The 23,975-nt window shown below is 73.0% G+C and carries 6 protein-coding genes; all 6 read left to right on the top strand.

The window, feature by feature from the left end; genetic code table 11:
• Window positions 1-106: 106 nt before the first annotated feature.
• The 6 genes from KBX71_RS06835 to KBX71_RS06810 are packed head-to-tail and all read left to right on the top strand — an operon-like array spanning window position 107 to window position 23,806.
• Window positions 107-12,082 carry a non-ribosomal peptide synthetase/type I polyketide synthase gene (locus tag KBX71_RS06835; RefSeq protein ID WP_210817158.1) on the top strand — a complete coding sequence of 3,992 codons (11,976 nt, stop codon included), beginning with the start codon at window positions 107-109 and terminating at the stop codon, window positions 12,080-12,082.
• Entirely contained in the window at window positions 12,079-15,267 is a 3,189-nt protein-coding gene (locus tag KBX71_RS06830; protein ID WP_210817157.1) for a non-ribosomal peptide synthetase, read from the top strand. The genes KBX71_RS06835 and KBX71_RS06830 overlap by 4 nt, the downstream gene beginning before the upstream one ends.
• Window positions 15,260-16,327: a TauD/TfdA family dioxygenase gene (locus KBX71_RS06825; protein WP_210817156.1), complete on the top strand. Its 1,068-nt coding sequence runs from the start codon at window positions 15,260-15,262 to the stop codon at window positions 16,325-16,327. Before KBX71_RS06830 ends, KBX71_RS06825 begins: the two co-directional genes overlap by 8 nt.
• On the top strand, window positions 16,324-17,340 hold the full coding sequence (locus tag KBX71_RS06820; protein ID WP_210817155.1) for a TauD/TfdA family dioxygenase: 1,017 nt from the start codon (window positions 16,324-16,326) through the stop codon (window positions 17,338-17,340). The genes KBX71_RS06825 and KBX71_RS06820 overlap by 4 nt, the downstream gene beginning before the upstream one ends.
• Complete coding sequence (locus tag KBX71_RS06815; protein WP_210817154.1) at window positions 17,337-22,634, top strand: non-ribosomal peptide synthetase; 5,298 nt, start codon at window positions 17,337-17,339, stop codon at window positions 22,632-22,634. Before KBX71_RS06820 ends, KBX71_RS06815 begins: the two co-directional genes overlap by 4 nt.
• Window positions 22,631-23,806 carry a PLP-dependent aspartate aminotransferase family protein gene (locus tag KBX71_RS06810; protein ID WP_210817153.1) on the top strand — a complete coding sequence of 392 codons (1,176 nt, stop codon included), beginning with the start codon at window positions 22,631-22,633 and terminating at the stop codon, window positions 23,804-23,806. The genes KBX71_RS06815 and KBX71_RS06810 overlap by 4 nt, the downstream gene beginning before the upstream one ends.
• Window positions 23,807-23,975 lie beyond the last annotated feature (169 nt).

Genomic DNA, 23,975 nt, shown 5'->3' with positions numbered 1-23,975 from the left:
GCCGTCACGGCGGGTTCGCAGTGCGACGTCACGAACCACTGCTGAGGGCCGCCGCGTCAGAGGTGGCCTGCCGAATGCTGTTGCCATCAAGGGGGAGTTGGACGCGATGACCGACGTCATGAGGCCCCGGCAGGTGACGCCGGTCATGCCACGCCGGCGCGACCCTGCCGGAGACCCGGTCGTGGCCACCCACGAGCAACGCCAGATGTGGTCGTTGAGCCGCCTCGACCCCGATCCGGCCAGCTACCTGGTGCCGCTGGCGTACCGCCTCGTCGGGCCGCTGGACGTGGCCGCATTGGTCGCGGCGCTCGATGCGCTGGTGGCCCGCCACGCCGCGCTGCGCACCACCCTGGCGGTCGACGACCCGGCCGGGGTGCCAGCGGAGGTCGACGACGCGGTGCCGAGCCTCGTCCAGGTAATCCACCAGCCGCACCCCGGGCTGTTGCGGGTGCACGACCTGAGCGGGCTGCCCGGGTGGCAACGCGACCAGGAGACGCAGGCCCGGATGCACGCGGAGACGCGCATCCCGCTCGATCTGGAACGCGGGCCGGTGCTACGCGCCAGCCTGCTGCGCCGCGCGCCGCAGGAACACGTACTCCTGCTGACGTTCCACCACGTCGCCGTCGACGAATGGTCGCTCGGCATCCTGCACGACGAGTGGGAACGCCTCTACGCCGCACACCGCACCGGACGGCCGGCGGACCTCGACCCGGTCGCCGTCGACCCGCGCGACCACGCCGCGTGGCAACACGACTGGCTACACGGGGCTGAGGCAGCGGCGCAACGCGACCATTGGCACCGGCAGCTCGCCGGCGCGCCAGCCACCCTGGAACTGCCCACCCGGAGCCCTCGGCCCGAGGTGCCGTCCGGCGCGGGGGCCACCCTGTCGCTCCCGCTGGACCTTCCCACCGACGGGATGCTGGCGCTGTGCCGACACGTCGGCGCCTCCCCGTACATGGTCATGCTCGCCGCGTTGCACGTCCTGTTGGCCCGCTGGACGGGGCAACACGACATCGTCATCGGCACGCCGGTGGCGAACCGGCGAAGGGTCCAGGCGCAGCGGCTCGTCGGGCTGCTGCTCAACACCGTGGCCGTCCGGGCCCGACTGGACGACGACCCCTCGTTCGAGACGCTGCTCGCCCGGGTGCGCACCGCCGCCGTCGAGGCCCTGGACAACGGTGAGCTTCCCTTCGGGACACTGCTGGAGTCGCTGCGTCCGGCCCGTCGACCCGGCTACGCCCCGTTGTTCCAGGTGATGTTCGTGTACGGCCGCGAGGCCACACCGCCCAACCTCGACGGCCTTGAGGTCACCCCGATCGACCTGCCCGCCACCACCGCCAAGTTCGACCTGACCGTCTCGGTACGGGAGAACGCCGACGGTGTGCGGACCGTGCTGGAGTACTGCACCGACCTGTTCGACGCCGACACCATGACGCGCCTCGCCGGACACTTCCAGACGCTGCTGCGCTCGCTGCTGGCCGACCCGGGCGCACCGGTCGGCTCGGCCGCGATGCTCACTCCCGACGAGTACCGACAACTCGTCCTGGAGGCGAACGCGACCGCCACCCCCACCGAACCCGACGATCTGGTCCATGTGCTGATCGAACGGCAGGCGCACCGGAACCCCGACGGCACAGCGGTGACCGACGGGGACATCGCGCTGAGCTACCACGAGCTGCACGCGGCAGCCGAGGCGCTGGCGGAGACGCTGCGCGGGCGCGGTGTGGGCATCGGCAGCCTGGTCGGTGTGCTGCTGCCGCGTTCTGTCCCATTCGCGGTGGCGGTGCTCGCCGCGCTGCGGGCCGGTGCTGCCTACGTACCCATGGACGTGGCGAACCCGCCCGCCCGGCTGCGGTATCTGATCGACGACGCGGCCACCCCGGTCGTCCTCACCTGCGCGGAGCTGGCGCATCTGGTGCCCGACGGCCGGGCGATGCTGGTGCCCGACCACACCACGCCACTCCCGCAGGCCCAACCCGCCCGGGACGCCGACGGCGCAGCGCACGCCGGTCCTCGGCGACGACCGCGACGACGGCCGATGCCCTCGGCGGACGACCTCGCGTACGTCATCCACACCTCCGGGTCCACCGGTCGCCCCAAGGGGGTCATGGTTACCCATCGGGGTGTCAGCAACTACGTGCGCTGGGCCGCCCAGGCATACCGGCTGCGGTCCGGGGACACCGTCCCGTTGCACTCTTCGGTCGGGTTCGACCTGACCGTTACGAGCCTGCTGGTCCCGCTCGTCAGCGGGGCCACCGTGCTGATGCTCGGCGAACATCTCGGCCCGGAGGCGCTCGGCGAGGCGCTGCGCCGCCAGCGGCCGGCGTTCGGCCTGGTCAAGATCACCCCGGCCCAGCTCGACCTCGTCAACCATCAACTCGGCCCCGCCGAGATGGCCGACCGCACCCGATGTTTCGTCATCGGCGGCGAGAATCTGCGCGCCGACCAGGTCGCGCCGTGGCGGACGCACGCCCCCGACACCGCGCTAATCAACGAGTACGGGCCAACGGAGACCGTGGTCGGTTGCGCGGCGTACGAGGTCGACCCGGCCACACCGGGCGACGGGTCCGTCCCCATCGGCCGGCCGATCGCGAACACCGAGCTGTACGTGCTGGACACCTGGCGAAACGTGGTCCCGGTGGGCGTGATCGGCGAGCTGTACGTCGGCGGCGCCGGCGTGGCGCGCGGCTACCTGCGCCAGCCCACGATGACGGCGGAACGGTTTATCCCGCACCCGTTCTCGTCCCTCCCCGGCGCGCGGCTTTACCACACCGGCGACCTGGTGCGCCTGCGCCCCGACGGGAACCTCGAATACCTGGGCCGCACCGACCACCAGGTCAAGCTACGCGGTTACCGGGTCGAGTGTGGCGAGATCGAGGCAGCCATCCGACGGTGCCGGCCGGACAGCGACGTGACGGTGCAGCTGCGCCGGGACGACCCCGACGACCCGCAACTCGTCGCGTACGTGACCGGCGGAGCCGGCGGGAACGGCCGGGCGGGGACCGACGCCGCGGAGCTGCGGACGGCGCTCGCCGTCGAACTGCCGTCCTACCTGGTGCCGGCCACCTTCGTCTTCCTCGACGCGCTGCCGCTGACCCGCAACGGCAAGGTGGACGCCGCGGCACTGCCCGCCGCCGGGCCGGACCTGCCACGGCAGCGCACCGCCGTTGAACCCGTGCGACCGGCGACCGGACAGCCGACAGCCGCCTCCGGTGCACCAGCGCCGTGGGACGCCGCCCGGATCGGCCTCGAGCGGCTGGTCGGGGACGTGTGGCGGGACGTGCTCGGCGTCGCGCAGGTCGGGACGCGGGACAACTTCTTCGACCTCGGCGGCCACTCGATGCGCCTGCTGGCCGTTCTGAAACGACTACGCGAACGGCTCGGTGACGTCGTCACCGTCACCGATCTGTTCCGGAACCCCACTGTCGAGTCCCTGGCGACGTTCCTGACCACCGCCACCGCCGGCACGAGCGCGCCAGCCGCCCCCGCCGCGCTGACCCGCGTCGCCCGGCCAGTGGCCGCTGTCACCTCGCAGCCCAGCGGTCTGGTCGCCGTCGTCGGCATGGCCTGCCGCTTCCCCGGAGCGCAGAGCATCGACGAGTACTGGCACAACATCCGCACCGGCGTGGAATCGGTACGGGAGTTCACCGTCGAGGAGATGCTGGCCGACGGGGCGGACCCGAGCCGGCTCGACGATCCCGCGTACGTCCGGGCCGGCACCTGGCTGCCCGGGATCGACGAGTTCGACGCGGCCTTCTTCGGCTTCACGCCTCGGGAGGCGCAGACCCTCGACCCGCAGCACCGGATGCTGCTGGAATGCGCCTGGCACGCGCTGGAGCACGCCGGCTACGACCCGGCCGGTCACGCCGGTCGGATCGGCCTGTTCGCCGGATCGGGTCGCAGCACGTACCTGCTCGACAACCTGGCCAGCCATCCGGAGCTGATGCACACCATCGGCGAGCACCAGCTGTCCATCGCCAACGACAAGGACTTCCTCCTCAGCCGGGTCGCCTACAAACTCGACCTGACCGGCCCCGCCGTCACCGTGGCCACGGCCTGCTCGACCTCACTGGTCGCCGTGCACCTCGGCCGGCAGAGCCTGCTGACCGGCGAGTCCGACCTGGTGCTGGCCGGCGGAGTCAGCCTCTTCCCGGCGCAGCGGCGCGGCTACCTCTACCACGACGGCGGGGTGTACTCCCCCGACGGACACTGCCGCCCGTTCAGCGCCGACGCGCGCGGCAGTATCGCCTCCAGCGGAGTCGGCATCGTCGCGCTCAAGCGGCTGGAGGACGCGGTCGCGGACAACGACACCGTTTACGCCGTGATCCGCGGTTCCGCGATAAACAACGACGGCGCCCGCCGCACCGGCTACACCGCGCCGGGCGTCGACGGTCAGGTCGCGGTGATCAGCAGCGCCCTGGCGTCGGCCGGCGTGGACCCCCGCTCGGTGAGCTATGTGGAGGCGCACGGCACGGGCACCAGCCTCGGCGACCCCATCGAGGTGACCGCCCTGACCGAGGCGTTCCGACGGGGCACCGACGAGCAGGGCTTCTGCGCCCTCGGCTCCGCCAAGGCCAACATCGGGCACGCCGACGCCGCGGCCGGGGTGGCCGGCCTCCTCAAGACGATCATGGCGTTGTACAGCCGTACGCTGCCGCCGACCATCAACGTGAGCCGCCCGAACCCGGCGATCGACTTCGAAAGCAGCCCGTTCTACCTGAACGACGCCGCCCGGCCGTGGCCCGGTGACGGTCCACGGCGGGCGGGGGTCAGCTCGTTCGGCATGGGTGGCACGAACGCCCACGTCGTGCTGGAGGAGCCGCCGAGCACGCCCGCCGCGCCACCGGGCACGCCGGACGCCGGGGGGCACCTGCTGGTCGTGTCGGCGCGCACCGCCGATTCGTTGGAGCGGCAGACGCACCGGCTCCGCGACTGGCTCGGCGCGCACCCCGAGGTCGACCTCTCCGACGTGGCGGCCAACCTGGGCCGGCGTCAGCCGATGACCCACCGGCGGTTCCTCGTCGCGGCGGACCACGCCGACGCGCTGGCCGCCCTCGACGCGCCGCAGCGGCAGTTCACCGGTGCTCACCCGGGCGGCCGGCGGGCGCTGGTGTTCGCCTTCCCGGGGCACGGTGCCCAGCACGCGTCGATGGGCGCCGGCCTGTACCGCGCGGAGCCAACCTACCGGGCGGTGGTGGACGAGTGCTCCGAACTGCTTCGCGACGACCTGGGCCTCGACCTGCGTACGCTGCTGTGCCCGACGCCCGACGACCACCAGGAGGCGGAGCGGCTGCTCACGCGGCCCCGGCTGATCCAGGCCGCGCTGTTCGTCACCGAGTACGCCCTCGCCCGGTCGCTGCTCGCCCGCGGGGTGTCCCCGGACCTGATGGTGGGACACAGTCTCGGCGAGTACGTCGCGGGGTGCCTCGCCGGCGTCTTCTCCCTGGCCGACGCGCTGCGGTTGGTGAGCGCCCGCGGTGAGTTGGTCGAACGGACCCCGGTCGGGGCGATGCTCGCGGTGAGCCTGCCCGAGACCGCCGTCGCCGAGTTGCTGGTGGACGGTCTGTCGCTGGCCGCCGTCAACGCACCCGAACTGTGCGTGCTGTCCGGCACTCCGGAGACGATCGATGAGCTACGCCGGCGGCTGACCGCCGACGGGGTCGAGTGCCGGCCGCTGCGGGTCACCCGGGGCTACCACTCCGCCCTGCTCGATCCGGTGCTCGACGAGTTCGCCGACCACGCACGCCGGGTGACCTACCACGAGCCGCAACGCCCGTACCTGACCAACCTCACCGGCGGCCCGGTCGCCCCGGGGCAGGTCACCGACCCCGCCTACTGGGTGCGACACATGCGGGAGCCGGTCCGGTTCGCCGATTCGGCCGCGCTCCTCGCCGAGCAGGACGTCGTCCTCGCGGAGCTGGGCCCCGGGCACGCTCTCGGTGGCCTCGCCCGGTTGGCCGGAGTGCGACCCGGTCAGGTGGTGGGGGCGATGCGGCATCCGCGCAGCGACGCCGACGACCTCACCACGATGCTCGACGCCGTGGGCCGGCTGTGGCTGTCCGGCGGGCCGGTCGACTGGCAAACGTTCCACGGTGGCCCCCGCCACCGCCTGGCCCTGCCCGGCTACCCCTTCGAGCGGCACCGCCACTGGGTCGACCTCGCGCCACGGGCCGACACGGCGGAGCCCGCACCCGTCCCGCCGGCCGCGTCCTCGACCGCCCCGGACGCACCCGGCCACGTCGCCGCCGGCAACCGGCCGGCCGTCAGCACGGCCTACCTCACCCCGAGCACACCCGGCCAGGAATGCGTGGCAGAAATCTGGAGCGAGCTGCTCGGAATCCGGCCGATCGGGGCGCTCGACAACTTCTTCGAGCTGGGCGGTCACTCACTGCTGGCCACCCAGTTCGTCGTGCGGCTGCGGGCCCGGCTCGGCGTCGCGCTACCACTGGAGGCGGTCTTCGCGACACCGACCGTCGCTGGGATCGCGGACACGCTGCCGGCCACCGGCACCGCACCCGCCACCGCCGCCGCGCCTCAGCCCACCGCCGCGCCGACCGCGCCGGCCATCCCCCGCGCCGACGCCGACGCCGGACCGGCGCCGCTCTCCTCCGGGCAGCACCGGCTGTGGTTCCTCGACCAGGCGTACGAGCAGAACGCCTACACCGTCGGTACGGCCCTGCTGCTGGACGGCGCACTCGACGTCGACGCGTTACGCCGGGCACTCGCGGAGCTGACCCGGCGGCACGAGTCCCTACGTACCGTCTTCCCGCTCGGAGGAGACGGCGACCCCGTGCAGCATGTGCTGCCGCCCGGCCCGGTCGACCTGCCGATCGTGTCCGCGCCGACCGGCGCGGACGACACGTCCCCGGTCGGCCGCAGCATCGTGGAGCCGACGGTCGCCGACGCGGTGCCGCCGTGGGCACACGTCGCCCTGGCCGCCGACGTCGGCCGCCCGTTCGACCTGGCCCGCGGGCCGCTGTTCCGGGCCCTGCTGCTGCGCATCGCCGACGACCGGCATGTGCTGTCGCTGACCATGCACCACAACGTCTCCGACGGCTGGTCCCTCGGCATCATCGCCGGTGAGGTGGCCACCCTCTACGGCGCCGCCCTGGACGGTCGCCCCGCCCCGCTGCCCGACCTGGCCGTCCAGTACGGCGACTACGCGCGCTGGCAGCGCAGCCGGCTGGCGGACGCCGACAGCGACGACATCCGGTACTGGCGCGAGCAGCTCGACGGGGTGGCGAGCGTCCTGGAGGTGCCCACCGACCGCCCCCGACCTCCGGTGCAGACCTTCCACGGTGCGGTCCACGCCCGGGTCCTGCCGCCGAGGACCGCAGCCGAACTACGCCGGTTCAGCCAGGCCCGGGGTGCCACCCTGGCCATGACGGTGCTGTCCGCCCTGAAGGCGCTGCTGTGGCGCTACACCGGCCAGCGGGACATCTGCGTCGGCACGCCGGTAGCCGGGCGGGTCCGCGCCGAACTTGAACCGGTTGTCGGCTTCTTCGTCAACATGCTGCCGATGCGGACCTCGATCGACGGCGAGTGGACCTTCGAGGAACTGCTCCGGCAGGTTCGGCGCACCGCGCTAGGCGCGTACGACCACCAGGAGGTGCCGTTCGAGCGGCTGGTGGACCTCGTGGACGCGCCCCGCGACCTCAGCCGGAACCCGTTGTTCCAGGTGATGTTCAACCTGCTGAACCTTCCCGAGCAGCGGGAGCTGGAGACGGCCGGGTTGCGGATTGTCCAGTTCGCCGTCGAGCCGGGCATCGCCCAGCAGGACCTCGCCCTGTACGCGTACGAGGTGGCCGAGGGGCTGCGGTTCCGGTTGGAGTACAACACCGACCTGTTCGACGCGGCCACCGCCGAGCGGATGATGGACCACCTGGAGACGCTGCTCGCCGCCGCTGTCAGCGACCCGAGCGTCCGGCTGGCGGACCTGGCCGTCCTCACGCCCGCCGAGCTGACCCGGGTCAGCGAGTGGAACGACACGGCAGCCCCGCTCGGCTGGGCCACGCCCGGTCACGACGGGGGAACGCCGACCCTGGTCGAGCTGATCGCACACCAGGTCGCCACGAACCCCGACCGGCCCGCCGTGACGTTCGGGGCGACCACGCTCAGCTACGCCCAGCTCAACGCCCAGGCCAACCGGCTCGCGCACCGGCTGCGCCGGGCCGGCGTCGGCCCCGACGGCACGGTCGCCGTCTGCCTCAACCGCTCCGAGCGACTGCCGGGCACGCTGCTCGGCGTGCTCAAGGCGGGCGGCGCGTACGTCCCGGTGGACCCCGACTATCCGATCGAGCGGCAGCGGTACGTACTGACGCACAGCGGTGCCGGCGTCCTGATCACCGAGCCGGGCCTCGCCGATCGCTTCGCCGGCTACGCCGGCGAGGTCCTGCTCACCGACGCGACGCCGAAAGACGGGCCGGAGACGGAGCCCGAGCCGCTGGCCGGGCCGGAGCATCTGGCGTACGTCATCTACACGTCCGGGTCGACGGGCCACCCCAAGGGGGTCCGGGTGACACACGGAGCCGTCGTCAACACCCTGGCCGCCATGCGCGAACGGCCGGGTCTCACCAGCGACGGCACAATGCTCGCGATGGCCAGCTTCGCCTTCGACATGTCCGTACCGGAGCTGTTCCTGCCCCTCGTGGTCGGAGCGCGGATGCTGTTGGTGGGCCGCGACGTCGGCTACGACGCGCCGCGACTGTCGGCGCTGCTCGCCGCGGAGGGGGTCACCCTGGCTCAGGGCACGCCGGCGACCTGGCGGCTGCTGATCGAATCGGGCTGGGCCGGACTGCCCGGCCTGACGGCCGTGTGTGGCGGCGAGGCGGTGTCCGCGTCGCTGGCCCGGCAGCTCGCCGACCGGGTCGGCGCGTTGTGGAACCTCTACGGCCCGACCGAGGCCGCCGTCTGGTCCACGATGGAGCGGCTCGATCCCGACGTCACGCGCCTGACCATCGGTCGCCCGATCGGCAACATGCGCGCCTACGTGCTCGATCCGCAGCTCTCCCCCGCCCCCGTGGGCGTACTGGGTGAGCTGTACCTCGGCGGCGCCGGACTGGCCCGCGACTACCTCGGCGACTCCGACCTCACCGCGCAGCGGTTCGTCCCGGACCCGTTCGCTGACGGCCGGCTGTACCGCACCGGCGACCTGGGCCGGTGGCTGGCCGACGGCCGCATCGAGTTCGTCGGCCGCAGCGACTCGCAGGTGAAGGTGCGCGGATTCCGCATCGAGCTGGGTGAGATCGAGGCGGTGCTGCGCCGCCACCCGGCGGTCCGCGACAGCGCCGTGGTGGTCCGCGAGGACGACGGCGAGAAGAGTGTCGTGGCCTACCTGACGCTCGCCACCAGGGCGGCCGCCGACGTGGACGAACCGAACGGCCCGGCGGCATCGGACCCCGTACCCGACTTCGACGCCGACCCGACACCCTGGCGGGCGTTCGCCCGCACCTACCTGCCCGACTACATGATCCCGTCCGCGTTCGTGGTGCTCGACCGGATGCCACTGAGCGCCAACCGCAAGGTCGACCGGGCCGCCCTGCCGGCACCGGTGCGCGGCGGCGCCGGAGTCGGCGCGGCACCGCCCGACACACCGCTGCGCAAGGCTCTCGCGCAGCGGTGGGCGACGGTGCTCGGGTACGACACCGTCGGCATCGACGACGACTTCTTCGACCTCGGCGGCGACTCCTTCAAGGCCATCAAGGCGTTGGCCGGCAACGACCCGGCGATCAGTGTCCTCGACCTGTTCCGCCACCCGACGATCCGGGCGTTGACCGAACACCTGGACGCGACCGGAGGTGCGGCCGGACGACTGCTGCACGAGCTGACCCCGGCGGGACCGGCGACGCCGACGCGGCTGACGCTGCTCTGCGTACCGTTCGGCGGTGGTAGCGCGATCACCTTCCAGCCCCTCGCCGACACCCTCCCGGCGGGCGTACGGCTGTACGCGCTGGAACGGCCCGGGCACGACCTGAACCGCCCGGACGAACCCCTACTCGGCATGGACGAGGTGGTGGACCGCTGCGTTACCGAGGTCGTCGACCAGATCACCGGTCCGGTGGCGGTCTACGGGCACTGCGTGGGCGGCGCCGAGGCGGTGGAGCTGGGTCGCCGGCTGGAGGCGGCCGGCGTCGAACTGACCGGCGTGGTCGTCGGTGCCCACTTCCCCGCCCCGCGACTGCCCGGCCGGCTGTTCGGCTGGTTGCGCCAGTGGTTCCCGATGGAGCGCTGGTGGTCGAAGCGGCGGAATCTGGAGGCGCTGCGCGCGATGGGCTTCTTCACCGAGGTCTTCGACGAGCACGAGAAGGACTTCGTGATGCGGGTGGTGCTGGCCGACGCCGCGAAGGCCGAGGACTACTACACCGTCGTCTACGCCGAGGGTCTGCCCCAGAAGCTGTCCGCCCCAATCGTCAGCATCGTCGGCAGCGGCGACCGCGCCACCGAGTTGTACCAGGAGCGGTACCTGGAGTGGGAGTTCTTCTCCGACCGGGTGTCGCTGGAGGTCATCGAGGGCGCCGGGCACTACTTCGCCAAACACCAACCCGCCGATGTGGCACGCATCATCCAGGCGGCCTGCGAACCGTCGGTCACTGCGCCGGTCGACGACGCACCCCCGCCGGCCGACACCGCCGAACCGGCGGCGGCAGAGTCGGCACCCGGTCGCACCCCACCCGCCGCACGCCGTGCGATGCCCAGCCTGACCGTGTTCTACCTGATCGCCTTGGGTCAGCTCGTCTCGCTCATCGGCAGCGGACTGACCGGTTTCGGCATGGGTCTGTGGGTGTACCAGCAGACTGGGTCGGTCTCGTTGTTCGCCACGGCCACCGTCCTGGCGCTGCTGCCCGCCGTGGTGCTGTCCCCCGTCGCGGGTGCGCTGGCGGACCGGTGGGACCGACGCCTGATCATGATCGTCGCAGACTGCCTGGCCGCCACCGGCACAGTGAGCCTCGCCCTGCTGCTGTGGCTCGGCCAGCTTCAGCTCTGGCATGTGTTCACCGCCATCACCGTCACCGCGGTGGCGACCGCCTTCCAGCTACCCGCCTACCTGGCGGCCGTCACACAACTGGTGCCCAAGCGGTACTACGGGCGCGCCAACGGAATCGTCTCGCTCGGCACGGCGACGAGCACCGTGCTGGCGCCGCTGCTCGGCGGCGCGCTGGTAATCGCGGTCGGGCTGCGCGGAATCGTCGTCATCGACCTGCTCACCTTCGCCGTCGCGGTGACCGTGACCCTGTCGGTCCGCTTCCCCGACACCCTGTTCCTACGGCGCGAAGAGTCGTTCCGGCGGGCGGTCCTGGGCGGTTGGCGGTTCATCGTCCGCCGGCACGGCCTGGTGGCCCTGGTCGTGCTGACCGCGTCGCTGAACTACTTCTTCGCCATGGTCGAGGTCCTGGTCACCCCGCTGACCCTGTCGTTCGGCGACCCGGCGGCGCTCGGCCGGGTGCTGGCCGCCAGCGGCGTCGGGATGCTCGTCGGCTCGGTCCTCATGGGGGTGTGGGGCGGCACGGCTCGGCGGACCACCGGCATCCTGGCCAGCGTCGTGCTCCTCGGCGCGTCGCTGCTCACCGTCGGCCTGCACCCGAGCCCGCTGTTCCCGGCCCTCGGCCTGTTCGGCATGGGCCTGGCCACGGCCCTGGTGAACACGCACTGGCTGGCCATCGTGCAGGCCAAGGTCGGGCTGGAGCTACAGGGCCGGGTGCTGTCGATGGGGCAGATGCTGTCCTGGCTGATGGTGCCGGCCGGTTTCCTCTCCGCCGGGCCGCTCGCCGAGCACGTCTTCGCCCCGCTGGTGTCGCCCGACGGCCTACTCGCCGCTGTCGTCGGCACCGGGCCGGGCCGCGGCATGGCCCTCGCGGCGATCGTCGCCGGGCTCTGCTCGCTCGCCCTGGCCGCCGTCGGCATCGCCTACCGACCGATCCGTGACGTCGAAAAGGAGCTACCCGACAACGATCCCGGCACCATCGTCGTCGCCGACAAGGACCGCCTGCAGGCCGAGGCCGACCGCCGGCTCGCGGTGCACCGCCGTACCGGGGCGGACCCGACCCCGCCGGTCCGGGTGGGCGGCCACGGTGGTCGGAGATGAGCGCCCCCGCCCGACCTGCCGGCCCGACCCGCCGAACCGGCACCCGACGCGCCACCGGCGGCCCGGCCGAGGTCGACTGTCTGCACCGGATGGTGGCCGCGCAGGCGGCCCGGACGCCGGACGCGGAGGCGGTACGGCACGCCGACCGCACCTGGTCCTACCGCGACCTCGACGAGGCGGCGAACCGGCTGGCCCGGATGTTGATCGCGCGGGGCGTGACCCGGGAGGAACGCGTCGGCGTGTGCCTGCCGCGAACGCCCGAGCTGGTGGTCGCCCTGCTCGCCGTGCTCAAGGCCGGCGCCTGTTACGTCCCGCTCGACCCGGCCTACCCGCCGGCCCGGGTGGCCTTCATGACGGTCGACTCCGGGGCGCGGCTGGTGCTGACCCGCGCCGACCTCGCCGGTCGATTCCCCGACCTGGCCGTCCCGATCGACCGACTGGACCTCCCCGGCGACGGCACCGAACCGGCGGTCCCGACGACACCAGCCAACCTGGCGTACGTCATCTACACGTCCGGCTCCACCGGGCGGCCCAAGGGCGTGGCCATCGAACACCGCTCGGCGTCATTGCTCATGCACTGGACCCGGCAGACCTTCGACGACGCCGAACTGGGCGGCCTACTCGCCGCCACCTCGGTCTGCTTCGACCTGTCCGTCTTCGAGATCTTCGGCCCGCTCTGCTGGGGCGGCCGGGTGCTGCTCGTCGACGACGTGCTGACCCTCGCCGCCCCCGGCGCTGATCGGCTGCCCGTCACCCTGGTCAACACCGTGCCCTCCGCGTTCGGGGAACTCCTCACCGCCGGCGCGCTGCCGGAGAGCGTGCGGACCGTCTGCCTCGCCGGCGAGCCGCTCACCGCCGCGCTGGCCGCCCGGGTGTGGGCGCGTCCGCACGTACGCCGGCTCTGCAACCTCTACGGCCCGTCCGAGGACACCACCTACTCCACCTGGGCGGAGGTGCCGCCGGACAGTGGAGACCCGCCGATCGGCCGGCCCCTGCCGCAGACCCGGGCCTACGTTCTCGACCCCGACGGGCGGCCGGTCCCGCCGGGCGATCCGGGCGAACTGCACCTGGCCGGGGCGGGGTTGGCCCGGGGATATCTCGACCGGCCCACGGAGAGCCAGACCCGGTTCCTGCCCGACCCGTTCCGCCCCGGCGAGCGGATGTACCGCACCGGCGACCGGGTCCGACTGCGCCCGGACGGGCAACTGGCATACCTGGGTCGGCTCGACGACCAGGTGAAGCTGCGGGGCTACCGGATCGAGCTGGGTGAGGTCTCCGCCCGCCTCGCGGCCCTGCCCGGCGTACGCGAGGCTACCGCCGCCCTCCGACAAGGCCCGAGCGGAGACTCACTGCTGGTCGGCTACCTGGTCGGCGAGCGGCGCGACGACGTCCGGGCCAGGCTGGCCGAGGTGCTGCCCGCGCCGCTGGTCCCCGCGACCGTGGTCTGGCTGGATCGGCTGCCGACCCTGCCCAACGGCAAGGTGGACCGGTCGGCGCTGCCCGCCCCCACCCTGGGCGACGACGCCTCGCACGACGCCCGGCCGCTCGACGGGACTGTCGGCGTGGTGGCGGCGGTGTGGAGCGAGATGCTCGGTGTGCCGGTCACCGCCACCGACAGTGACTTCCTCACCCTCGGTGGAGACTCCCTGCTCGCGGTCCGCTGCGCCACACGGCTGGCCGCCGCGACCGGGCGACCGGTCCGACCGGCCGACCTCTTCGCGCACCCGACCGTCGCCGCGATGGCGACCCACCTCGACGGGCTGCCCGCCGACCCGACGCCGGTCGGAGAACCGGTCGGCCGGGCGCCGTCCGGCCCCGCCCCGCTGTCGGCCGCGCAGTCCCGGCTGTGGTTCCTGCACCACCTCGACCCGGCGGACACGTCCTACCTGCTGGCCTTCGCGGTGCGGTTCGACGCGCCGCTGGACCCCGACCGGCTGGCCCGGGCGCTGAGTCGGGTGGTCGACCGGCACCCAGCCCTGCACACGGTGTTCCCGTCCGGGCCGGACGGACCGGTGCAGCGCGTCCACCGCAGCGCCGGGCCGCAGCCGGTCGTCACGCCGCCCGAACCGGGCACACCACTCGACGAGCGGCTCACCCGGCTCACCGTCGAGGCCACCCGGGCCCCCATGGACCTGACCACCGGACCGCTGCTCCGCGCCCACCTGGTGCCGGACGAGAACGGCCGCGCCGTGGCGATGCTGCTGGTCGTACACCACATCATCTGCGACGACTGGTCGTTCGGCCTGATCGTGCGGGAGTTGGCCCGGGCGTACGACGTCGAGGGGCACGGCGCAGCGGCGGCGCCGGAAGCGCCGGTGGCCGGCCCGGCGTTGTTCGCCCTGGCCCAGCGCGACTGGCTGGCCGGGCCGGCAGGGCGGCGGGCGCTCGACGACCAACTCGACGAACTGCGCGGCGCACCCGACCTGCTCGACCTGCCCGCCGTCGCACCGGGCCGGTTCGACCGAACTTCGACGGAGCCCGGACCGGCACTACCACCACCAGTCGTGCGGTCGGGTGCCGCGTTGCGGGCCACCGTGGACGGCGCCACCGCCGACACGGTTCGCGAGCTGGCCCGGGCCGAGCGGGTCAGCCTGCACATGGTCGGGCTGGCTGCCTTCGCGACCCTGCTTGGCGTGGCCACCGGCCGGCACGACCTGCTGATCGGTGTGGCCTTCGCCGGCCGGACCAGCGTCGCCGCCGAACAGAGCGTCGGCTGCCACGTCAACACCGTGCCGCTGCGGCTGCGTCCCGCGCCCGAGCGCTGCTTCGCCGACCTGCTGGCCGAGGCCCGCCGGGTCACCCTGTTCGCCGCGGCCCACCAGGACGTGCCCTTCGACCTACTGGTGGAACGGCTGCGGCCCACCCGCCGGCCGCATCGCACCCCGCTGGTGCAGGTCGCCTTCGGCGTGCAGAACGCCCCACCAGCCCGGCACCGAGGTGCGGCCGGCGTCGAGTTCACCGGCGTGGAGCTGACCCCGGACACCGCGCGGCTCGACCTGACCCTGTGGCTCGATGAGCGGCGGGACGGGCTGGCGGCGCTGTGGACGTACCGCACCGATCTGTTCGACCACGACGGGGTGGTCGCGTGGCATCGCCGGTTCACGGCGCTGCTGCGTACCGCCGCCGCCGACCCCCGGCGCAGTCTGGCCGACTGCGTCGACATCCTGGGAGCGAGACATGACTGAGCAGACCCGGGTCGCGCGGAGCATTCCCCGTCGCGGCCGTGAACGGAACCTGGTGGACGTCCGCCCGGACTGGCCCGGCGGCCCGCTGCCGGCGCTGGTCCGGGCCACCATGCCCGACGTGGATCTGGCCGGTTGGCTGGCCGGGCACCGCGACGAGGTCGACGAGTTGGCCCGCCGGCACGGTGCGGTGCTGTTCCGCGGCTTCGCCGTGGCTGGCGCCGACGATTTCCGCACCGTGATGGCCGCGCTCTCCGACGAGGTCCTCACCTACGGCGAACGGTCCTCACCGCGCAGCCAGGTCACCGAGGGCGTGTACACCTCCACCGAGCACCCCGCCGACCAGCCGATCGTGCTGCACAACGAGCAGTCGTACACGGTGAACTGGCCATTGCGGATCGTGTTCCACTGCGAGGTGGCGCCGGGCGCGGGTGGGCGTACCCCGCTCGCGGACAGCCGCCGGGTGCTCGCCCGGCTGCGCCCGGAGACCGTCGCCGAGTTCGAGCGGCGCGGGGTGCTCTACCGGCGCAACTACCTGCCCGGCATCAGCCTGACCTGGCAGACCGCGTTCCAGACCGATCGGCGCGAGGACGTCGAGGCGTACTGCGCCGGCGCGCTGATCGACGTGGAGTGGGTCAGTGACCGGCAGCTGCGCACCCGGCAGGTCCGCCCGGCGGTGCGCCGCCACCCCGTCACCGGCGAGCGGACCTGGTTCAACCACGCGCTGTTCTTCCACGTCACCTCCCTGCCCGACGACGTCAGCGTCGGCCTGCGGGCCGCCCTCGACGACGAGAACCTGCCCTACCAGACCGCGTACGGCGACGGCACGCCCATCGGCGACGAGGTGCTGGCCGAGCTGCGGGCCGCGTATGCCGCCGAGACCCGCTGCTTCGACTGGCAGCGCGGCGACGTGCTGCTGGTGGAGAACATGCTGGCCGCGCATGCCCGGGATCCGTTCACCCCGCCCCGACGGATCCTCACCGCGATGTCCGACCCGGTTGCCTCGCCCGAGCTGACCGAGGCGGCCCGCTCATGCCCGGTGCCGACCGGGGACCAGGCATGAGCGGGCCAGCGCCGCGTCGGCGCGGCAGCGCGGCGGTCAGCTCGCCGGTGTCCCGGCGGGTGCTCGTGGACGAGCGGTTCGTGCTGCTCGTCGAGGCCGCCGTACCCGACCTCGACCTGGCCGGCTGGCTCGCCGGCAGGCGTGCGGAGCTGTTGGCGGATCTGGACCGCTACGGGGCGGTGTTCTTCCGGGGCTTCGAGGTGCGTACACCCGACGACTTCAGCCAGGCCGCCCGGGCAATCAGCCCGGACCTGCTCGGGTACCTGGAACGGGCCGCGCCCCGGCACGAGGTCGCCGACCGGGTGTTCACCTCCACCGAGTTCAACGCCGAGCAGTGGATTCCCCTGCACCACGAGATGTCCTACTCACACAACTGGCCCAGCTACCTCTACTTCTGGTGCGCGCAGCCGGCCACCGGCAGTGGCGGGGCCACCCCGTTGACCAGTGAGCGGGTCATCACCCCGTTGATCCCCGCCGACGTGCGGGAACTCTTCCTCCGCTCCGGGGTCTGCTACGTGCGTAACTACGGCCCGCACCTTGACCTGCCCTGGCAGGAGGCGTTCCAGACCAGCAACCGGGCCGAGGTGGAGGCGTACTGCGCCGCCTCGGCGACCGAGTTCACCTGGCTTGGCTCCGACGGCCTGCGCACCAGGGCCCGCCGGCAGGCGGTCGCCACGCATCCGCGCACCGGGGAGACGGTGTGGTTCAACCACGCCCACCTGTTCCACATGTCGAACATGCCAGTGGAGGTGTCCGGCGCGCTGCTGCGCGAGTACGGCCCGGACGGGCTGCCCCGCAACGCGTATCTCGGCGACGGCCAGCCGATCCCCGACGAGGTTGTCACCGGGCTGCGCGACCTGTATCGGGAACACGCGGTGTCGGTTCCCTGGCAGCGCGGCGACGTGCTGGTGGTGGACAACTTCCTGGCGACTCACGGTCGCGAGCCCTTCAGCGGCGACCGGCAGATCTTGGTCGCTATGTCCGACCTCTACATCAACCGGAGCATCCTGTGAACGGCTACCGTCTGTCCCCCATCCAGCGGCTCGCCTGGTCCGGGAAGCAGGATCTGGTCCGGGCGCGGGTGCGGCTCGACCGCGCGCTGGACCGCGCCCGGCTGCAGACCGCTGTGGACGCGGTGGTGGCCCGGCACGAGGCCCTGCGCCTGACCCTGGTGCACCACCCGGGTCTGCGGGTGCCGATGCAGGACGTCGACGACAGCCGCAGCGTCACCCTCGGCGCGCAGGGCGAGCTGTCGGTGACACTCACCGACGAAGCCCTGGAGCTGGCCGCCACACCGCTGATCGCGGACCCGGCCAGCCTGCGCCTGGTCCTCGCCGACCTTGCCCGGGTGTACGCCGGCGAGGCGCTGCCTCCGGATCCGGAGGCGCTGCAGTTCCTCGACGTGGCCGAGTGGCAGCTCGAAGAGCGCGAGCGGTCCCCGGCCGCTGCCCTGCCGACCGCGCCGGCGGTGCGGCTGGTCACCCCACACGGCGACGACCCGACGGCAGTGGTTTCCGCGAGCATCTCCGGCACGGAACTGGCCGACGTGGCGCGGGCCGCCAGCGTCGAGCCGGAAACCGTGCTGCTGGCCGCGTGGGCGCTCGCGGTGTCCCGTCGCGCCGAGGGGCCGGCGGGTGTCGACGAGGTAGACCTGGTGCTGGCCCGGTGGAGCGACGGGCGCCACGCCGCCGGCACGGCCGAGGTGGTGGGCCCACTGGGCGGCTACGGTCCGCTCCGGTTGGCCCTGCCGTTGCCCGTCGCACCCGCCGAGCTGCTGGCCCTCGTCCGAGCTGCCGAGACCACCGCCGACGACGCGTTCCATCTAGTCGACCCGGTCGACGAGCGCTCCGGGGCGGTTGCCGGCTTCGCGGCGCCACCCGCCGTCGCACCGACCGCGGTGGCAGGGCTGGATGGCGTCGCCGTGGAGGTCGGCGTCCCACCGACGGCTGGTCCAAGCCTGACGGCGGTGACCGACGGCGACCGGATCACCCTGAGCGTGATCGGCGGTCAGTGGCTGCTCGATGCGCTGCTGGCGACCCTGCGGACCCTGCCAGCCGCGCTCAGCACCGCCGCCGCGCCGGCCGTGCTCGGCGATGCCGAGGCGCGTTGGTTGGCCGAGGCGGCAGGGACGCCGTCGCAGGCGTCGGCGCGTACCCTCGTGGACCTGATCGACGCGGGCCTCGCCGGCATGGACCAGGAGGCCGTGGCGGTCGTTGCCGCGGATGGCGCTTATACGGTCGGTGAGCTGCGGGAGCGGGCGGGGCGGGTGGCCGGGGCGCTGGCCGCGCGCGGCCAGTCCGGCACCCCGGTCGGGGTGCTGGCCGCTCGGTCGCGGGACACCGTCGTCGCGTTCCTCGGCGTGCTGCGAGCCGGGGCGATCTTCGTTCCGCTGGACCCGGACGCCCCGCTCCAGCGGCTCGTCGCCCAGGCGTTCGCGGTCGGCGCGCAGGACGTCGTGGGCGACGGCGCCGCGGCGACCGTGACGATCGACGACCTCGTCGCGGCCGGCGACGGCCCACCAGCCACGGTGCCGATCCCGACGGACCCGGCGTACGTGATCTTCACGTCGGGCTCCACCGGCGCACCCCGTCCGGTGCAGGTGTCGCACGGTGCCGCCGCGCACCTGGCCGATGCCCTGGAACGGGCCGTGTACGGGGACAGCCGCCCCGGCCTGCGGGTGGCGGTGAACGCCCCGCTGACCTTCGACGCCTCGGTGAAGCAGCTCGTGCAGCTCGGCCACGGCCGCAGCCTCTACCTGGTGCCCGAACAGGCTCGCCGGGACGGTGCGGCGCTGGCCGCCACGCTGGCCGACCACGACGTCGACGTGCTCGACCTGACCCCCTCCCAGCTGCGCGTCCTGCTCGCCGGGGCGGGCGACACCAGACTGCCCGGCCTCCTGCTGCTCGGTGGGGAGGCGATCGCGCCCGACCTGTGGGAGACCCTCGCCGCGCTGCCCGACGTCCGGGCGGTCAACCTGTACGGCCCGACGGAGTGCACAGTGGATACCAGCGCCGCGCCGGTGCGCGCCGGGGACGCCCCGACCATCGGCCGGCCGCTGCCCGGCGTCGCGGTATGGGTGCTCGACGAGCACCTGCGGCCGGTGCCGCCCGGCGTGGCCGGGGAACTCTGCGTCAGCGGGCCACAGCTCGCCGACGGGTACCGGGGCGATCCGGAGGCCACCGCGCGGCGATTCGTGTCGGTGATGCTGCCGTCCGGCCGCCGCGAGCGGGTGTACCGCACCGGCGACCGGGTCCGCTTCGACGCCGACCGGCGACTGCGCTACCTGGGCCGGCTGGACGACCAGGTGAAGATCCACGGGTTCCGGGTGGAGCCCGGTGAGGTGGCCGGAGTCCTGCGCGCGCACCCCGAGGTGGCCGACGCCGCCGTGGTCGCCCGCGACGACGACGGACACGGCGACCGGCTCGTCGCCTACGTCCGGCCGGGTGACCGACCGGCCGCCGTTGACGTTGACCGGATCGCCGGGGTCAACCCGCACGAGACCCGCTACCTGTACGACGAGATCTTCGTCCAGCAGGTCTACCTGCGCGACGGGATCGAGCTGCGACCCGGGGCCACGGTCCTCGACGTGGGCGCGAACATCGGCATGTTCTCGCTGTTCGTGCACGCGGTCTGCCCGGACGCCACGATCCACGCGTTCGAGCCGGTGCCGTCGGTGGCCGACCTGCTGCGGCGCAACGTCGCCGAGTTCGGCGTGCCCGCCACCGTGCACGCGATCGGGCTGTCCCGGACAGCCGGGGAGGTGTCCTTCACCTACTACCCGGGCTACTCGATGATGTCCGGCCACGCCGCCTACGCCGACCCGGATGCCGAGGTGGCGGTGATCAAACGGTTCCTCGCCAACGAGCGGGACGCTGGCGCGGACGCCCGCGACGTACTGCTCGACCGGGTTGACGAGCTGCTCGCCGAACGCTTCGCCGGTCGGGGGCTCACCGTGCCGGTGCGACCACTGTCGGACGTTCTCGACGAGCTTGCCCCGGAACGGATCGACCTGCTCAAGATCGACGTACAGCGCGCCGAGGCGGACGTGCTCGCCGGGCTGGAGGATCGACACTGGTCGCTGGTCGCACAGGTCGCCATGGAGGTGCACGACGCGCCCGGCACCGGCACCGGAGGCCGACTGGCCGAGCTGACCGCGCTCTTGCGGGCCCGCGGCTTCGACGTGGTGGCCCGGCAGGACGACCTGCTGGTCGGCACCGACCGGCACACCCTGCACGCCGTGCGTCCCGAGTACGCCGCCGATCCGCGTCCGGCCGTGGTAGTCCCGGCCGCAGCGACGGCCGGACCGCTCGACGAGCGACTCGCCGCCTGGCTGGTCGACCGGCTGCCGGCCCACCTGGTCCCGGCCGCGGTGGTGCTCCTCAACGATCTGCCGTTGACCCGCAACGGCAAACTCGACCGGGCGGCGTTGCCCGCGCCCCGCTTCGACCGGCCCGACGGCGGCACGGCGGTGGCACCGGCCAACCGGGCCGAGGAGATCCTGGTCGAGGCGTGGCGTGAGATCCTCGGGGTTTCGGCCGTCGGCGTGACCGACACCTTCTTCGCGCTCGGCGGCGACTCCATCCGCAGCATCCAGATGCAGGTCGCGGCCAACAAGCGGGGATTGTCCTTCCGGCTCAGCGACATCTTCACGTACCAGACGATCCGCGAGCTGGTCGCGCACGGCGAGATCACCCTCACCGGGGCGGACATCGGCCCGGCCGCCGCGACGACGGCGGAGCCGGCCGGACGCTTCGCGATGGTGGCGGACGCCGATCGGGAGCTGCTGCCTGGCGGGCTCGCCGACGCTTACCCGATGACTACCCTTCAGCAGGGCATGGTCTACCACTGTGAGCTCACCGGCGATCCGGCGATGTACCACAACGTCACCGCGCACCTGATCGCCGCGCCGCTGGACGCGCCCGCGCTACGGCGCGCGCTGGCTGGCCTCGTGGCCGCCCATCCGGTGCTGCGAACCGGGTTCGCGCTGGGCGCGTACTCCGAACCGTTGCAGCTCGTGCACGAAGACGTGCCGGTCGAGGTGCCGGTGACGGATCTGATCGGCGCCGACCCGCAGACCCGCCGGGCCCGGATCGACGAAATCGTGGCGGCAGAACGGGTCCGACCCTTCGACCTGACCCGCCCGCCACTGCTGCGGCTGCACGCCATTAGGGAGGACGCCGACACGTTCACCCTGATGGTCGCCGAATTCCACGCCATCCTCGACGGCTGGAGCCTGCACCTGCTCCGCACCGACCTGCTCGCCGCGTACGACCGGGAGCGGGCCGGCACCGCCCGCCCGGCCCGTACCGGGCTGCCGTTCCGGGAGTACGTGGCCGCCGAGCGGAGCGCCCGGGAGGATGAGGCCACCCGCCGGTTCTGGCTGGACGGCCCGGGCGCGGTGTCGCCGCTGCTGCTCGGCGGGGCAGGCCCACGGACCACCACCACCCAACAGGTGCCGCTGCGGGAGGGCACCACCGAGTTGGTCACCGAAGCGGCCCGGACCGCCGGCGTTCCCGTCAAGTCCTGGCTGCTCGCCATCCACCTGCGGATGCTCGGCGAGCTCACCGGTCGCAACGACGTGGTCAGTGGACTGGTGGTCGGCGGCCGGCCGGAGGGCGAGGGCAGCGACGCCACCCTCGGTCTGTTCCTCAACACCCTGCCGGTCAGCGTGGATCTGGGCACCCGTTCGCCAGCCGAGCTGGCGGCCGACGTGTGGCGAGTCGAGCGGACCATGATGGGGCACCACCGCTTTCCGCTCGCCGAGATCGTCCGTCTCGGCGGGGCGGGACCCCGCTTCGACCACTTCTTCAACTGGACCCACTTCGCCAACGGAGCCACCGGTGGCGCCTCCCGCATCGTGGACAGTCGGGGTGTCACCGTGGACGTGGCGTTCAGCCTCGCGGTCGACGCCGAGCTGGACCCGGACACTGGCCGGCTGGCTCTCACCGTTCAGTACGACCACCGCACCATCGGCGGAGACCAGGTGGACGCCTTCGCCGACGGCTTCCGCCGGCTGCTGGCGGCCGACCCGGACGCGCCGCTGCCCGCTGTGCCCGGCGCAGGGCAGACGGCCGGCGACGACGCACGGGCACGGTGGGCGGCCCGGGTGGCGGCGGCCTGGCAGGAGGTGCTCGGCGCAGCGCCGGATCATCCGGGTACCGGCTGGTCGGCCGCCGGCGGGGACTCGCTGCGCGCGTTGCGACTGGTCACCGTGCTGCGGCAGCGCCATGGCAGCGACCTCACGCTGCCCGAGTTCGTGACGCTGGACAGCTACGACAACCTGGTAGACCGGGTGGCCCGTTCGTGACCGGATTCGGCACGGTCGCCGTGCACGGCGACGATGGGCTGGTCACCGGTGGAGCTGTGGCACCGCCGATCGTGCAGAGCGTGACGTTCAGCGCCGATTCCGACGAGCAGTTCACCGCGATCGCCACCGAGCCGCAGGGCAGTGCCTTCTACACGCGGTACGGCAACCCGAACCACGCCCAGGTGGCCACCGTCGTCGCCGAGTTGGAAGGTGCGGAGACGGGCCTGGTCACCGCCTCCGGCATGGGCGCGATCAGCACTGTCGCGCTGGCCCTGCTCTCCGCCGGCGACCACGTCGTGGTGCAGCGCAGCACGTACGGCGGCACCACCTCCCTCGCCACCGGGCTGCTGTCACGGTTCGGGGTGTCGTACACCCAGGTGGACCAGACCGACACTGCGGCGTTCGAACGGGCGATCCGGCCGCGGACCCGCCTCGTCCTGGTGGAGACACCGAGCAATCCGCTGCTGGAGCTGACCGACCTGACGGCGGTGGTGGAACTCGGCCACACGGCTGGTGCGCTGGTGGTGGTCGACAACACCTTCGCCACGCCCATCAATCAGCGTCCGATCATCGCAGGGGCGGACCTGGTGTGGCACAGCGGCACCAAATACCTCGGCGGCCACTCGGACGTGTCCGCGGGGGTGGTCGTCGGCTCCGCCGAGCTGATCGAGCGGGTGTGGCAGACGGCCATCGTCACCGGCAGCACCCTCGGTCCGGTGGACGCCTGGCTGCTGCTGCGCGGCATTCGTACGCTGCCGCTGCGGGTGGAGAGGCACAACGCCAACGCGCTGGCCCTGGCCCGCGCCCTGCAAGGCCATCCGGCGGTGGCCCGGGTCCGTTACCCAGGGTTGCCGTCGCACCCGCAACACGCGCTGGCGGGCCGGCAGATGACCGGCTTCGGTGGAGTCCTCAGCGTCGACCTGGCGGCGGGACGCGCGGGTGCCGCCGCGCTGCTGGAGGGACTGCGGTTGGCCAAACGAGCGGCTAGCCTGGGCAGCGTCAGCACGCTGGTGGTGCACCCCCGGTCGATGTGGGCGGGCATCGTGGACGCCGAGCAGTTGGCCGTCGCCGGCATCGGCGACGGGTTGGTACGCGTCTCCACCGGCATCGAGGACACCGCCGATCTGGTCGACGACTTTCTCGCGGCGGCGGACAATGCGACCGGCGGCTGATCCCTGGCGCGCGGCCGTCGGCGAGGGTGCACGTCGCGGACGCGCAGCAGGCCGCTGAGCTCCGCCGCGCGCCGACAACCGCCACCGTAGGGTCGCCCATTCGACCGACGCGGATCATCACCACTCGGGCATGTCACTGAGACATGAATATATCTCAGTGACATACACT

It is taken from the genome of Micromonospora sp. D93 (assembly GCF_018070365.1).
GTDB lineage: Bacteria > Actinomycetota > Actinomycetes > Mycobacteriales > Micromonosporaceae > Micromonospora > Micromonospora ureilytica.
Note: the sequence above shows the minus strand (reverse complement) of the source record. Positions and strands in the feature narration are given on the sequence as shown.

Coding starts and splice junctions, on each gene's coding strand:
- KBX71_RS06825 (WP_210817156.1), top strand. CDS start 15,260: ATGACTGAGCAGACCCGGGTCGCGCGGAGCATTCCCCGTCGCGGCCGT.
- KBX71_RS06820 (WP_210817155.1), top strand. CDS start 16,324: ATGAGCGGGCCAGCGCCGCGTCGGCGCGGCAGCGCGGCGGTCAGCTCG.
- KBX71_RS06830 (WP_210817157.1), top strand. CDS start 12,079: ATGAGCGCCCCCGCCCGACCTGCCGGCCCGACCCGCCGAACCGGCACC.
- KBX71_RS06835 (WP_210817158.1), top strand. CDS start 107: ATGACCGACGTCATGAGGCCCCGGCAGGTGACGCCGGTCATGCCACGC.